Genomic DNA, 14117 nt, shown 5'->3' with positions numbered 1-14117 from the left:
GCGGATGGCTTGGACGCGGTGTCCCGGGCGGCTCGCTCCGCAGGTGGGCGGGGGTGACGCGGGGCCCGGGCTGTTCGAGGCGACGCTGGTCACGTTGATGGAGCGGCCCTTCGGGTGGTTCGTCGTCGCCGATCCGTGTGATGAGCGGCTGATCGAGACCGAGATGCGGGAGCTGCATCACGAGCTGCGGATGCTGCGGCGGGGCGAGGACGAGCAGGCGCGGCTGGCGGTCGCGCGGGCGGATCAGCGGCTTGCGGAGCTCGATGCGTTCCGTGAGGCGGGGCTCTGGCAGGTCAGGGTTGTGGCCGGGGCCGCCACGCAGGGGGAGCTGTCGCAGATCGCGCCGGTGCTCGTCGGGTCCATGGAGCTCGGGCATCATCCGTACCGGCTGCGGTCCGGGCAGGGGAGCGGGTCGTTCAGGGAGATGCTGCGGCCCGGGACGGCGCCTGTCGTGGCGCCCGCTGCGGTGCGGCCGATGGCGGAGTCGGAGCAGCGGTTCCCGTTCGTGGCCACGGCGGGTGCGCTGGCCGCCCTGGCGGGGTTGCCGCGGCGGGAGGTGCCGGGCCTGCGTGTGCTGGACGCCGGGTACTTCGACGTCACGTCCGAGACCGAGGGGGAGGGCGACGCGCAGATCGAGCTCGGCGCGATCCTGGACGGGCAGGACCGGGAGGTCGGACGTCTCACCGTGCCGCGTTCGACCATCAACCGGCACGTGTTCGTGACGGGTTCGACGGGTGCGGGCAAGTCGCAGACCGTCCGGCACCTGCTGGAGCAGCTGACGCGGGCCGGCATTCCGTGGCTGGCGATCGAGCCGGCGAAGTCGGAGTACGCGGCGATGGCGGGGCGGATCCGGGATCTCGGCGGGCCGGTCACGGTGGTGAATCCGTCCGATCCGGGGTCGGTGCCGCTGTCGGTGAATCCGCTCGCGCCCGAGCCGGGCTATCCGGTGCAGGCGCATATCGACATGGTCCGGGCGCTGTTCCAGGCCGCGTTCGACGCCGAGGAGCCGTTCCCGCAGATCATGGCGCAGGCGCTGCAAAGGGTCTATGAGAACAATGGGTGGGATGTAGTGACCGGGGCCGGGGTTCCGGGGTCGCTCATCGAGCCTGCGGTTCCGACGCTGGAGCAACTGCAGAACGCGGCTCTCCAGGTGATCCAGGACGTCGGCTACGGGCGTGAGCTCATGGCCGACGTGCAGGGCTTCGTGGACGTCCGGTTGCGTTCCCTGCGGATCGGCTCGGCAGGACGGTTCTTCGAAGGCGGTCATCCGGCCGACATCGGCGGGATGCTCCGCGACAACATCGTCCTCGCCATCGAGGACGTCGCGAATGACGAAGACAAGGCGTTCCTCATGGGGACGCTCATCATCCGCATCGTCGAGCACCTGAGGATGCGGGAGCGGCGCCGGGATCGGAGCGATGGGCCCGCGCTACGGCATGTGATCGTCATCGAGGAGGCGCACCGGCTGCTGCGCAACCGCGGTCCGGAGCGGACGAGTTCGCACGCCGTGGAGCTCTTCGCCGGGATGCTCGCCGAGATCCGCGCGTACGGCGAGGGCATCATCGTCGCCGAGCAGATCCCGACCAAGCTCGTCCCCGACGTGATCAAGAACACGGCGCTGAAGGTCGTGCACCGGCTGCCCGCGTACGACGACCGGCACCAGGTCGGCGCGGCGATGAACCTGGACGAGGACCAGTCCCGCGAGGTGGTCTCGCTGCGTCCGGGGGTCGCGGCCGTGTTCGCCGACGGCATGGACCGGCCGCTGCGGGTGCGCGTCCCGCTGGGGGAGGGGCGGGAGGCGGAGCTGCCCGGTCCGCCGCCGCCGGTGGACGGCCGCCGGTCGGCCGCCTGCGGCTGCGAGTGCCGGTCCGGACGGGCCTGCACGCTGTACGAGCTGCGCGAGGCCGATCTCGTCGCCGGCAATCCGGATTGGGCGTGGCTCCGGCTCTGGGCCGACACCCTCGTGCTTTCGCATGTCGTGAACCGTCCGATGCCGGCGGTCCCGTCCGAGCTGGGTCGCAGCTGGGCCCGGTTGGCGCCGAGGCTTCGCGAGTGCGCGCTGGCGACCGTCCTGGAGCAGGCCGTGACGCGGCGGTCGCGGTCGTTGCGCACCGCCTACCCGCCGGCCGACCTCACCGCGGCCGCCGCCGAGGTCGCGGGACGGCTCCTCGGCGGCGAGGCGCCCGGCACGGCCCCCGGCCCGTCGTGGGTCATCCCGCAGGTCAGGTGGCTGCACGAACTCGACCGGCTCTTCCCCTACGGCGACGGCGTCCCCGACAAGCACGCGTCGGCACCGCCGCTCGACTACCAGCTGCCCGGCCTGAAGCAGCCGCCCGACCCCAAGCTCGGCCACCGGCTGCGGGCCCTGCGCCGCCATCCGCTGTCGATGGAGCTCGAACGCAACCGCCCCATCGCGCTCACCGCCCTCTACGGCGACGACGACCAGGCCGGCTTCTACCAGGACCTCGCCCTCGTCGCCGTCGGATTCGACGATGTGGACGAGCAGGTCGACCACGTCGCCGAGACGATGCTCGTCACCGAGTGGCTGGATCCCGTCCTGAGCTGGTTCGAGCGCTTCATCGCGCCGTTCGAGGACCCCTCCAAGGGGCTCCCATTCCTCGGCCAGACCCGCGACGCCGAGTGACCACCTGATTCATTCGCGTTTCGGTTTTAACTCACGTACTGCTCTATCTCGACGCTAGATTTTGCCCTTCACGGACGTTTGCGCCACACCGACCTGTGGAGGAACCGGGGCATTGGACGTGCAGACCGGCAGCCCGTCGAACACCGGCCATTTCCGCCACGGGACCATGCGCGAACCCCGCACGGGCCCGATGCAGAACCTCACCCGCCACCTGTCCGCGGCGACGTACCTCGACAAGGAGCTGTGCGACGCCGTCCTCAAGGAGTACGTGTACGAGGCGCACCGCGCGATCGTCCCGTCCCACGGGTACGACCTCGAACCGGTCGTCCGGCACGCCCGCCAGGCCCGGCTGATGCGCATCATCCGCGACGTGGTCCTCGTCGCGATGTGGATCGCGCTGTGGGCCGTCGCGCCGCTGATCGCGCTGCCCTACTTCCTGATCTTCGGCTACGGGACGCTGCTGACCCGCATCCCCTGGCGGCGGCTGTCCGGCTGGCGGCGGCTGGGCCTGGCCGTCCTCGCGCCGTGGCCGCTGTTCTGGCTCCTCAGCCTCGTCGCCTTCGGGCTCGTCTCGGCCTACCTCATCCCCGTGGGGTTCCTCACGACCGGCGCGACGTACGGCAGCGCGGGACTCGGCGTCGCCCTGCTCCTGACGGTGGTGCTGCCGCTGTCCTTGGGGCTGCCCGCCGTGACGCTGGTGCACCTCCACCTCGTCCTGCGGCGGCTCGGCCGCGACCTCGGGCCCGGCGCCCGCGGACCCGGGCCCGATCCCGGCAGCGGTCGGTTCCACCACGCGCTGGCGCATGTCCGCGCCGCCCAGAACGGCAACATCACCATGTACGCGGGCGACAACCCGTTCATCGGAACCGGGCACCCGCACTCACCGGACGCGCGGGTGTGGTCCATCGTCCTGGAACTGGACAGGAAGGCGTCCGGCCCCCTCGGCACCTCCACCGCGCTCGACAAGCCGGCGGACGCCGCGCCCGTGGATCCCCTCGTGATGTACGAGCGAATCCGCGAGAAGCTCCACGAGATGCGCGACGAGGGGCGAGCCGCGGGCGACGGGCGGCGTCCGCTGCCGCCCAACGAGCGCATCAGCGCCCTCATCACCGAATGGCACGTCACGGCCCGCGGCCGGTGCGTGCAGCGCCCCCGCCCGGTGGACGGCCTCACCGCCGCCACCTACTCCGGGCACCCGCTGATCGACCCGTCCGGGCGCGTCCCGTACTCGACGGCGACCCAGGAGGCCATCGAGGCGGCCGTCCGCCACCCGCAGGCCGGCATCCGCTGCTTCCAGCGCGTGTCGATCGGCGCGCAGGGCCAGGCGATCACCACTCCGTCCGGCAGTGTGGTCGCCCCGGCCGAGGACCAGGAGGCCGCGCTGTCGGCCTTCGTCCACCTGGCGGTCGAAGGGCGGATGCTGTACGGGCACTTCGCCGCGACCGTGCTGCCGCCCGTCCGCCCCGCATTCAAGATCGTGGACGAGCTGCCCGCGTGGGACGGCGCGAAGCTGCTCCGCAAGACGATCGTCATGGGCTTCCCGAGCGTGTTCAGCGCCCCGCTGCTCGCGCCCTACCGGCTCGCGTCGGCGCTCTGGCGCATCGTCCGGGAGACGCTCGCGACGGACGTGGGCCCCGACCCCGTCACCGAACTCGTCCACGACTACGGGTCCCGGATCAGCGTGCGGGAGCTGGCGGCGGACTTCGACTTCCACGACTACGTCCAGGAGATCGACGTCGACAAGTACGTGAAGCTGATCGAGCGGCGCGTCAACGAGGCGCTGCTCGACTACCTGACCGACTGCGGCGTGGACGTGTCCGCGTATCGCGAGCAGGTCGGCGTCATCATGAACCAGGGCGTCATCATGACCGGCGGGACCGTCAACGGGCAGGTCGCCGCCGGCGGCCGCGTCGACCAGCGGCAGAGCGGCGGCCGGCCCGGCGGCGGCCGGCCGGGCGGCGGTGGATCGGGCGGCGGTGGATCGGGCGGCATCAACCCATGACCCATGTGGAGGGCACATGACCGGGCACGGTGAGCGGGGCGTCAGCATCGGCGGCAACGCCAATGTCTCCGGGCAGATCGCCACGGGCGACAACGTCACGCAGAACCAGCAGATCAACGCGGGACCGGCACCGGACGTGGCCGAGGCGCTCGCGAACGTCGAGCGGCTGCTTGAGGCGCACGCCGCCGAGCTCGACGAGCCCGGCCGGGCCCGCCGCGACCTCGCCGACATCCGCGAGGAGGCCGAGTCCGGCGACGCCGACCCCGAACGCATGGAAGGCGCCCTGGCGCGACTCGGCCGGCGCGTCGCCGGCGTGGCGGTCCTGACGGAGGCCGTCCAGCAGCTGGCCGTGACCGCGGGGATCGGCTGAGCGGGCGCCGGCTCGCGGCGGACCGGCGTCAGATGTCGCTCTCGCCGCGGGACGGCAGGCCGGTCTCGCCGGCGATGGGCGACCAGTAGCCCAGGAACTCGCTCTTGGCGCTGCTCGCGCGCTGGTTGACGTCCGCGACCTCGCTCTCGGCCGGGCAGCCGGGCGCGACGTCCAGGTAGCGCTGGTTCGACTCGGTCGACGCCTCCAGCGCGCGGATCAGCGCCGCCTTCATCTCGGGGCCGTTGTCGAGCGCGCTCACGTCGAGGGCGCGGGCCTTCGCCAGCTGGGTCTGGCGCGCGTCGAGGATGCGCTGCATGCCGGACGCGGGGCAGCCCGCGGTAACGACGCCGCCGAGTTCGGAGCGGGTGCCGCCCATCTCCTCCAGGAGGTCGTCCACCTCCTTGGCCTGTCCTTCGACGTCGCCGCCTTCGCCCGTCTCCTCGGTCGCGGGCGCAGACTCCTGCCCCTGCGCGGACGGGACGCCGCCCGCGGACCGCGTCGGCGAGTCCGATCCGCTCGGCCAGAACACGATCCCGAGGGCCAGCCCGAGCAGCAGTACGGCCCCCGCCGCGGCCAGGAAGTACGGCGCCCGGCTCTTCTTCGGCGGTGCGGGCGGCTGCCAGATCGCGGGCTCCGCCCACGGCTCGGGGGAGAGCTGCGTGAACGTCTCCCCGGACGGCGGCATCGGCGTGGTGTATTCGTCGGGCGCCGGGCCGGGCGCCGGGCCGGGCGGCGGCTGGTCGAGCGAAGCCCCCCACTGGGCGGGGGGCTGCTGCGGCGAAGACCACGGCGGCGGCAACGGCTCACCCGAGTGGCCGGGCATGCCGCCGCCCTGCGGATCAAGGGCCGTCGCGTCGTCCCGGCTGACCGGTGCGCTGCAGCGTGTGCAGCGGGGCAACGCCGGGTTGGTGTCGCTTCCACAGTTCGGACACCGCATGGAGGCCCCCTACCCCGTGACGTACAAACGGTGACAAGATACTCCGCCGTCACGGGGCGCGGACGGCCCGGCTTCAGGTCGCAACCGGGCCGTGACCGATCGTCAGACGCGCTTCCAGCTGCGCTGCGGCTGGCCCGTCTTCTTCGCGACGGGGTTCCACAGGACGACGAACTCCTGCTTGGCCGTCGTCGCGCGACGCTCGACCGCGGCGCGGCCCGGGACGTTCGCCGCGGCCGGACGGGGCTTGCCCCGGCAGTTGCGCTGGTTCTGCTGCGCCCACCGCAGCAGGACCTGGTCGACCTGCAGCGACGCGGTGAGGGCCTCGGTGAGCTTCCCGCGCAGCCGCTCGCCGTTCGCGAGCTTGTCGACCTTCAGGTCCCGGGTGCGGGCCAGCTGGTTCTGGCGGCGCTGCGCGACCGTCTCGAACCCCTGGATCGCCTGCGGCAGCGTCTTGCACTTGCCCGCCCGGCCGATCGCACCGGCGAGGACGCGGCGGGTCGCGACGCTGTCGTCCAGGATCTTGTTGACGACCGCGGCCTGCTGCCTGGTCTCCGTCGGGATCGCGTTCTTCTGCGCGACCTGCTTGTTGGACGGCGACGCCGACGCGGAGGAGTTCGCGCTCGCGGACGAGTCGTCCCCGGACGGCCACACGACGAAGACGATGCTGCCCACCGCGATCGTCACCAGCGCGGCGACGGCGGCGAGGAGGGGCTTGCTCGTCCCGCCGCCCGGTCGTCCGCCCTGGTGCGGGGGGCCGCCGTACGGGGGGACGCCCGGCCCGGCCTGGCCCATCGGAGCCATGGGCATGCCCTGGCCCGCCGCCATCGGGGGAGCGCCCATCGGTGCGCCCATGGGAGCGCCCATCGGCGTGCCCGGGTCCATCCGGGTCTGGTCGAAGCCGCCGCCGAAGCCCATGGGCGGCGGCGGGCCGCCCGGGTTCGGCATCCCGGGGCCGGGCGCGAACTGGGTCGCGCCGGAGTCGGGCATCGCGGGCGGCTGCTGCCGGCCCGGGCCCGGCTGCTGTCCGCCCCACACCTGCGTGGCGTCGGCGTCCTGGGCGTCGGGCTTGCGCGGCTGAGCGAACCACGACTCCGGGACGATCGACTCCTTGGGCGGCGGCTCCGGCTCAAGCCCGAACGGGTTCGGCGGGGGCTCCGCGGATACGGCGGCGGCGGGCGCGCCGCCGAACCCGCCGGACGGGAGGGGGAACTCCGGCTCGTCGTCGTCCTCGTCGGGGTTGAAAGTCCAGGCAGCGGTGGACTCGGGGTCGACGGGCGGCAGAGGCGAGCCCGGCGGTGTGGGCGTCATCCCGACGGGCGGGCTCGACGGCTCGGACGGCTCCACCGACAGCCGCAGCGGCGGCCGCGGCGACGCCGGCGGCTCCGCCGAGAACGACGGCTGCGGAGAAGACCCGATCGGGGCCTCCGGCACGCCGCCGGCGGGAGTGACGCCGTCACCGGACATGGCGGTGGCTCCGGACATGAAACCGCCCCCGACCGTGGGCATCGCCCCCGTTCCGGACGGACCTCCCGGCAAGGGCGCGGCCTCGGGCATGTGCCCGGCTCCGGCGCCGGACAGGGCTCCGGCCCCGGGAAGCGGCGGGGTGCCCGGCATGGACGGGGGTTCGGGCGCCGTCTGGGACGGGCCGGCGAAGTCCGGTGCCGCGGACGGCTCGGCCTTCCCGGCCCAGGAGGGTGTGGGGGGCGGCACCATCAGCGTCCGGTCGCCGAGGACGTCGGCGGAGCCGGGCGCGGCGGCGTCCGCCACCGGGGCCGGCAGCGGGGTGCCCGGGCCGACCGGGCCGACCGAGTAGACGTCGATCGGTGCCGCACAGTGCGAACACTTCCCGAGGGTCCCGGGCGTGTCATTGCCGCACGTCGGACACTGCATCGCTCAGACCTCGCCTTATAGCCGCTTGTCCACGCCTGCGCTCGCGTCCGCCGGACCGGGCGGGCCGCACTCCCCCGCAAACCAGCAGGGCTCCCGACAAAAGTAGTGGGTGACGCCGTATTTAGATGCGTGGCTGGCAATCTGGCACACCGCAGTCGGAGGTCGCACCGAATCACGACATGTCAGTACTGGTCAAGATTCGCCGCGCCGGTTTACCTGGGCATCTGTGATGCTTATCACACCATGCCGCCTCGTGCGCGCGACATCCGGAACCGCACGGGGGCGCCCCCGCCGGTTGCGCCGTGGGCGACGCGCAGAGCGGCTAGGCTCGGAGCGGTTTCCCGGCGCATTAAGAGAAGACGGAGTCCATGAGCGATCTTCCGCTGCGTTCGCAGCTGGCCGTCGCGCTCGGTCGTACGGCCGCCAAGATGTCCCGAATGGCGGGCCGCGGAGACGGCTCGGTGATCGGCGGAAAGGTCGGCCTCCGCCTCGATCCCGAGCTGCTGACCAGGCTCGCCAAGGACCGCAAACTCGTCCTCGTCAGCGCCACCAACGGCAAGACGACGACGACCCGGCTCATCACGTCGGCGATGACGCCGCTGGGCGAGGTCGCCACCAACGCGTTCGGCGCGAACATGCCCACCGGGCACGTGTCCGCCCTCGCCGCGGCCCCCACGGCCCGGTACGGCGTTCTCGAGTGTGACGAGAAATACGTCCCGATGGTCCTCGCCGAGACGGGCGCCAACGTCGTCGCGCTGATGAACCTCAGCCGCGACCAGATGGACCGTGCCGCCGAGATCTGGCTGCTGGCCGGCAAGTGGCGCCGCGCGCTGGAGGCGTCGCCGCAGAGCCACGTCATCGCCAACTGCGACGACCCCCTCGTCACCTGGGGCGCGTCCACCGCGAAGAGCGTCACGTGGGTCGCGGCGGGCCAGCACTGGCGCGAGGACTCCTGGTGCTGCCCCGAGTGCGGCGGCCCGCTCGACCGCCAGGACACCGACGAGGACAGCGACTGGCGCTGCCGCCAGTGCCACTTCGCCCGGCCCCGCCCCGAGTGGGCGCTGAAGGGCGAGACGGTCACCGGCCCGGACGGCCGGGCGTTCCCGCTCACCGGCCTCTCCCTGCCCGGCCGCGCGAACCGCTCGAACGCCCTGATCGCGCTGGCCGTCGTCGCGCACTTCGGCGTCCCGCCCGAGCAGGCCCTCCCGCTGCTGTCGCAGGTCACCTCCGTCGCCGGCCGCTACACGACGGTCGAGCACGAGGGGCGGCGGATCCGGCTGCTGCTGTCGAAGAACCCCGCCGGCTGGCTGGAGGCGTTCGACGTCCTGCAGCCGAAGCCCGGCCCCGTCGCCCTGTCGATCAACGCGCAGGGCCCGGACGGCCGGGACACGTCCTGGCTGTGGGACGTCGACTACCGCATCCTCCAGGGCCGCCCCGTGTGGGTCACCGGCGAGCGCCGCATCGACCTGGCCGCGCGGCTGGAGGCCGCCGAGGTGCCGTTCACCATCGTGGACGACATCGACCAGGCGGTCATGACCGTGCCGCCCGGGCACCTGGACGTGATCGCCAACTACACCGCCTTCCAGAACATCCGAACGAGGTACGGCCGTGTCGTCTAGCCGCAACGCCCCTGACCGGATCAAGATCGTCTGGATCTACCCGGACCTGCTCAGCACCTACGGCGACCAGGGCAACACGATCGTCCTGGAGCGCCGCGCCGCGCTGCGCGGCATCCCGACCGAGACCGTCCACCTGCGTTCGGACGAGCCCGTCCCCGCCGACGGCGACATCTACCTGCTCGGCGGCGGCGAGGACCGCCCGCAGATCCTCGCCGCGCAGCGCCTCGGCAACGACGGCGGCCTCGCGCGGGCCGTGGAGTCGGGCGCCGTGGTGTTCGGCGTGTGCGCGGGCTACCAGATCCTCGGCCGCGAGTTCGGCGGCGAGGAGGGCCAGCCGCTGCCCGGCCTCGGCCTCCTCGACATCCGCTCCGGCCGCGGCGAGCAGCGCGCCGTCGGGGAGATCGTCGGCGATGTCGCGGCGGACCTGAACGTCCCCCGCATCACCGGCTTCGAGAACCACCAGGGCGTCACGCGGCTCGGGCCGAACGCCCTGCCGTTCGCGAAGGTCGTGCACGGCATCGGCAACGGCGACGGCTTCGAGGGCGCCTACAGCGGCCGCGTCCTCGGCACCTACATGCACGGCCCGGCGCTGGTCCGCAACCCCGGCCTCGCCGACCTGCTGCTCCGCTGGGCCACCGGGGCCGAGCTGGCGCCGCTGGACGACTCGTGGGCGGGCCGGCTGCGCGACGAGCGCCTCAAGGCCGTCGTGGGCTGATCCGCGACGGCCCTCCGTCCCCGGCGGCCGCCGTTTGGGTCTGGCCGCCGGGCCGCGCCGGTGCCACCGTAACGGCCATGATCTGCTGCCGGCCGAGCCGCCGCGACCTCATCCGCTGGAGCGCCGTCGTCGCGGGCGCCTCCCTCGTGCCCGCCCTCGACGGGACGGCCGCCCGCGCGGCCGACGACGTCCGGCCGGTGAACCTGGAGCTGGTCACCGTCACCGAGACGACGGCCGTCCTCACCTGGTACACGGGCGTCCCCGGGACGGACGACGGCCTGGGCCGCATGAAGCCCGCCGCGTCGGACGCCCAGGTCGTCTACGGCACGCACCCGTCCCGCCTGACGCGCTCGGCCCACGGACCCTCGGGAACCCCGTACCACTACGTGGAGCTGACCGATCTGGAACCGGGCCAGACGTATTACTACAAGGCGCTCTCCAGAGGCCGGGCGGCCACCCCCACATTCCTCGCCTTCGGCCAGTCGGCAGGCACCCCCCAAGGCGACGTGTTCGCCTTCACGACCCCGCAGCCGCCCCCGGGACGTCACCTTTTCTCGATCGCCCTCTGCAACGACCTCCATCTCGGCGAAACCGTCGCGGGACTGGTCGGCCAACTCCCCTGGATCAAGGGCATCGAGCAAGTCCCCGGCCACCCGCCCTATCCCGAACTCATGGCGCGGGCCCTGGTAGCCGACGCCAAAGCCAGAGGAGCCCGCTACCTTCTCGCGGCCGGCGACATCACGAGCGAGGCGGCGCCGGTCGACCTCGCGAGCGCGAAAAGCATCCTCGACACGTTCGGCACGCTGGGCAGCGACTACCTGGTGGCCCGCGGAAACCACGACCGGGCCCATTCGGGGGAGCGCTACGCGTCCTGCACCCCGGGCGAGCACCAGGGAAACGACTGCTACAAGGACGCGTTCTCCTCCTCCGGCGAAACGTACTTCGCCCAGACCCTCAACGGCCTGCGCGTCATCGGCCTGGACACTTACGACAAGCCCGGCAACGGCGGCGACGCCGGCGGACTCTCCCCGTCCCAGGAAGCCTGGCTCCAAGCCGAACTCAAGAAAGACCCGGACCGCCCCACCATCGTCTTCGGCCACCACCCCCTCTTCGTGGAGAACGACCCACTGGCCGTAACCGGCACACGCTCCATGGACGCGTCCCAATCCCTGAGAATCCTCACGGCCTACAACCGGACCCCCGGCGTCTTCCTCCACCACGCGGGCCACACCCACCGAAACCAGCGCTCGGTCTTCCCGCTGGCACCCCGCCTCGTCCAGCAGGAGGTCGGCGCGGTCAAGGAGTATCCGGGCGGCTTCACCCTCCTCCGCGTCCACACCGGCGGCTACGCCCTGAACTTCTACAAGACGCGCAGCGACGAGGCCCGAGCCTGGAGCGAACGCAGCCGTCAGGAACTGGCCGGCCAATGGCCCCAACTATCCCTGGGCAACCGCCCCACCGACCGAAACTCAACAACCCCCAGAGACCTCACCGGCCTAACCCCCTGACCCAACCCCCGCCCAAGCTCCAATCCGCAACGCTCACGGCCGAGCAGCCTTCAAGGAAGAGTTGCGGCAGGCCGCGCCGCCTCGTGGCCTCCGGGCATGGTTGCCCGGGGGCCGCTCGTCCGGTGTGGGGGTTACTTCGGTTGGGTTTTGGGGGTGTTGGTCCTTCGGAGTTCGGCGTTGATGCGTTGGGCCTCGGCCAGTTGGTCTTCGAGGATGATGATGCGGCAGGCCGCGTCCAGGGCGGTGCCCTGGTCGACCAGGTCGCGGGCGCGCTGGGCCAGGCGGAGCTGGTAGCGCGAGTAGCGGCGGTGCCCGCCGGACGAGCGCTGCGGGACGATCAGCCGCGCCGTGTCCAGGCTGCGCAGGAACGCCGGGGTGACGCCCAGCATCTCCGCGGCCCGGCCCATGCTGTAGGCGGGGTAGTCCTCGTCCTCGAACTTGTCCTCAAGCCCCTCGTCGGAGCCGTCCTGTAGCTCGGGTCGATACTGGTCGTCGGTGTGAATCGACTGGGTTTCGCTCACGAAGCCTTCCGTACTGCCACGGAAGCCGACGACAGGGGCCCCGGCACCTTACCGCGGCGCCGGGGCCCAGAGGGACAAACACCATCTATCCGGCCCTCCGGCCGGTCTTTCTCGTCTTCCGCCCGGAAGGGCGGGGACAACTGGGATCGCGGATGCGTGACCGCAGACCACCGTCGAACATGTGGTGCCGCGGTACCCGCGCGGCGTGACTGGAGCCTGCGACGGGCGATCCCGATGGCGCCGATCTCTCCTTTCTTCGACTTCCCTACTGATCCTGCAATTTCTGTTCTCTTGCCTCCGGTGACCCGTTGGCCTCCGGGTGGCGGACCGGCTGCCGGAGCCCCTTCCACTGCGTTGGCCCCAGCACGCCCGGTCCGCATCATCCATCTGCTCGGGCAGTTCGTCCTCTGCCGCGACTTACAGACTCTTCTTTCTTCGATGACAGGAACACTACCCGGCGCTCGCGCGAAAATCTACCTCGATCACTACAGAATTTCGTAGATCACGCCTCATGCTTCGCCAAGGAGCCGCTGACCAGCCACGACGCGCTCGCGGGCGCTTCCTGCTGCGACGCAGGTCACAATGCAACGCGGTCAGGATCTGGCCGCCTTCGTTCATAGCGTGCGGGGTGACACCACAGACGTCAGGAGGGCATCGAGATGACCATCGTCGTCACCACCCCGACCGGGAACGTCGGGTCGCGTGTGGTCCGGTTGCTGCTGCAGGCCGGCGTCCGGCCGCGGGTACTGGCCCGCGACCCGGCGCGACTGGACGCGGCGACCCGCGAACTCGTCGACGCCCGGCGCGGAGACCTGACCGACGCCGCGTTCGTCCGCGAGGCGGTGTCCGGCGCGCGGACGGTCTTCTGGGTCGACCCGACCCCGCACACGGCCGAGAACCCGGTCGAGACCTCCGAGAGGACGGCGTCCGGCCTGATCGACGCCGCGCGGACGGGCGACGTCCAGCGGGTCGTGCTGCTCAGCAGCGTCGGCGCCGAGAAGCGCGGGGGAGCGGGCCACATCGACGGGCTGGCCCGCATCGAGGAGCGGCTGGACGCGACCGGGGCCGACACGCTCCACCTGCGCTGCGGCTACTTCTTCACCAACCTGCTGATGGACCTGGACGGGCTGGCCCAGGGCGTACTGACCACGTCGGCCCGCCCCGACGCGCCCCTGCCGTGGGTCGATCCGCGCGACATCGGCGACGTCGTCGCCGCGCGCCTGCTGAACGAGGAGTGGAAGGGCCGCAACGTGCAGGCCGTCCACGGCCCGGAAGACCTCACCTACCAGGGCATCGCGGACATCCTCACCGAGACGCTGGACCGGCCGATCCGGCTACAGGTCGTCAGCGACGACGATGTCCGCGCCGCGCTGATGTCGGCGGGCCTTGCCCTGACCGCGGTGGAGGGCATCGTCGGAATGACCGCCGGAACCCGCGACCTGATCCCCGAACAACCGCGCGACCTGCTGACCACGACCCCTACCACCCTCGCGGCCTGGTCCTACACCCGCTTGCGCCCCGTGCTCCCCGACCCGACGACCTGAATCACCGCGGCTACCACCACCTCGGCGTGACCGGCGGCGCAGCCCGTGCGCCAGGCTGCGCCGCCGGTCGGCGCCCGCTGCGACCTAAGCACGGCGACCTGCCGAATGGCGACGGACGGTGACGGGCTGGTCACGCTGGAATTCTCCGAAACGGCGGTCCCGGTGCGACCGCCACTCGGTGAGACGGACGGCGGGACCCTTTCCACTAGCCGAATGAGTCGCCGACAGCACGCAACTTTCTCTGCCGCGAGGTAAGCCCCCTGTGTCGCACCGGTGATGAAGAGAGGTGGACCTGAGAAAAGTGGTTCCTGGTGGTCTCATGGTCCGAGGCAGTGGGGCGGGGCGGTGGAAGTTTGCAAGGTGGTCC

General features: G+C 72.0%; 11 protein-coding genes. 8 read left to right on the top strand and 3 right to left on the bottom strand.

The features are described 5' to 3' along the window. The 3 genes from E1266_RS27940 to E1266_RS27930 form a co-directional block, all read left to right on the top strand. The coding region (locus tag E1266_RS27940) for an ATP-binding protein (protein WP_132052036.1) at positions 1–2644 on the top strand (2644 nt) is incomplete at its 5' end. Between the two features lie 112 nt (positions 2645–2756). Further along, entirely contained in the window at positions 2757–4646 is a 1890-nt protein-coding gene (locus tag E1266_RS27935; RefSeq protein ID WP_132052034.1) for a hypothetical protein, read from the top strand. Between the two features lie 16 nt (positions 4647–4662). Then, positions 4663–5016 (top strand): DUF5955 family protein, encoded by a 354-nt coding sequence (locus E1266_RS27930; protein WP_132052032.1) that lies wholly within the window; start codon positions 4663–4665, stop codon positions 5014–5016. A 28-nt stretch (positions 5017–5044) separates the two neighbouring features. Here the strand turns inward: E1266_RS27930 and E1266_RS27925 are convergent, their stop codons facing one another. Then, positions 5045–5701: a hypothetical protein gene (locus E1266_RS27925; RefSeq protein ID WP_132052030.1), complete on the bottom strand. Its 657-nt coding sequence runs from the start codon at positions 5699–5701 to the stop codon at positions 5045–5047. Here E1266_RS27925 and E1266_RS27920 point away from each other — a divergent pair. After that, complete coding sequence (locus E1266_RS27920) at positions 5676–5987, top strand: hypothetical protein (RefSeq protein WP_132052028.1); 312 nt, start codon at positions 5676–5678, stop codon at positions 5985–5987. The genes E1266_RS27925 and E1266_RS27920 overlap by 26 nt on opposite strands. Positions 5988–6055: 68 nt before the next feature. Here E1266_RS27920 and E1266_RS27915 read toward each other — a convergent pair whose 3' ends face one another. Continuing rightward, the gene (locus tag E1266_RS27915; protein WP_132052026.1) at positions 6056–7843 is read right to left on the bottom strand and encodes a hypothetical protein; all 1788 of its coding nucleotides are present in this window, start codon (positions 7841–7843) and stop codon (positions 6056–6058) included. 368 nt (positions 7844–8211) lie between these two features. On the opposite strand from E1266_RS27915, the gene E1266_RS27910 reads away from it, so the two are divergent. The 3 genes from E1266_RS27910 (at position 8212) to E1266_RS27900 (ending at position 11685) form a co-directional block, all read left to right on the top strand. After that, a complete protein-coding gene (locus E1266_RS27910) occupies positions 8212–9462 on the top strand; it encodes a MurT ligase domain-containing protein (protein WP_132052024.1) in 1251 nt (416 codons plus the stop codon). Beyond that, entirely contained in the window at positions 9452–10177 is a 726-nt protein-coding gene (locus E1266_RS27905; protein ID WP_132052022.1) for a glutamine amidotransferase, read from the top strand. Before E1266_RS27910 ends, E1266_RS27905 begins: the two co-directional genes overlap by 11 nt. Positions 10178–10254: 77 nt before the next feature. Next, positions 10255–11685: a metallophosphoesterase family protein gene (locus E1266_RS27900; RefSeq protein ID WP_132052020.1), complete on the top strand. Its 1431-nt coding sequence runs from the start codon at positions 10255–10257 to the stop codon at positions 11683–11685. 131 nt (positions 11686–11816) lie between these two features. Here E1266_RS27900 and E1266_RS27895 read toward each other — a convergent pair whose 3' ends face one another. Then, complete coding sequence (locus tag E1266_RS27895) at positions 11817–12092, bottom strand: MerR family transcriptional regulator (RefSeq protein WP_132052038.1); 276 nt, start codon at positions 12090–12092, stop codon at positions 11817–11819. A 773-nt stretch (positions 12093–12865) separates the two neighbouring features. On the opposite strand from E1266_RS27895, the gene E1266_RS27890 reads away from it, so the two are divergent. After that, a complete protein-coding gene (locus E1266_RS27890; protein ID WP_132052018.1) occupies positions 12866–13750 on the top strand; it encodes an NAD(P)H-binding protein in 885 nt (294 codons plus the stop codon). The last annotated feature ends 367 nt before the right edge of the window (positions 13751–14117 follow it).

Origin of the sequence: Actinomadura sp. 7K534, assembly GCF_004348575.1 — a bacterium.
GTDB classification, from domain to species: domain Bacteria; phylum Actinomycetota; class Actinomycetes; order Streptosporangiales; family Streptosporangiaceae; genus Spirillospora; species Spirillospora livida.
Note: the sequence above shows the minus strand (reverse complement) of the source record. Positions and strands in the feature narration are given on the sequence as shown.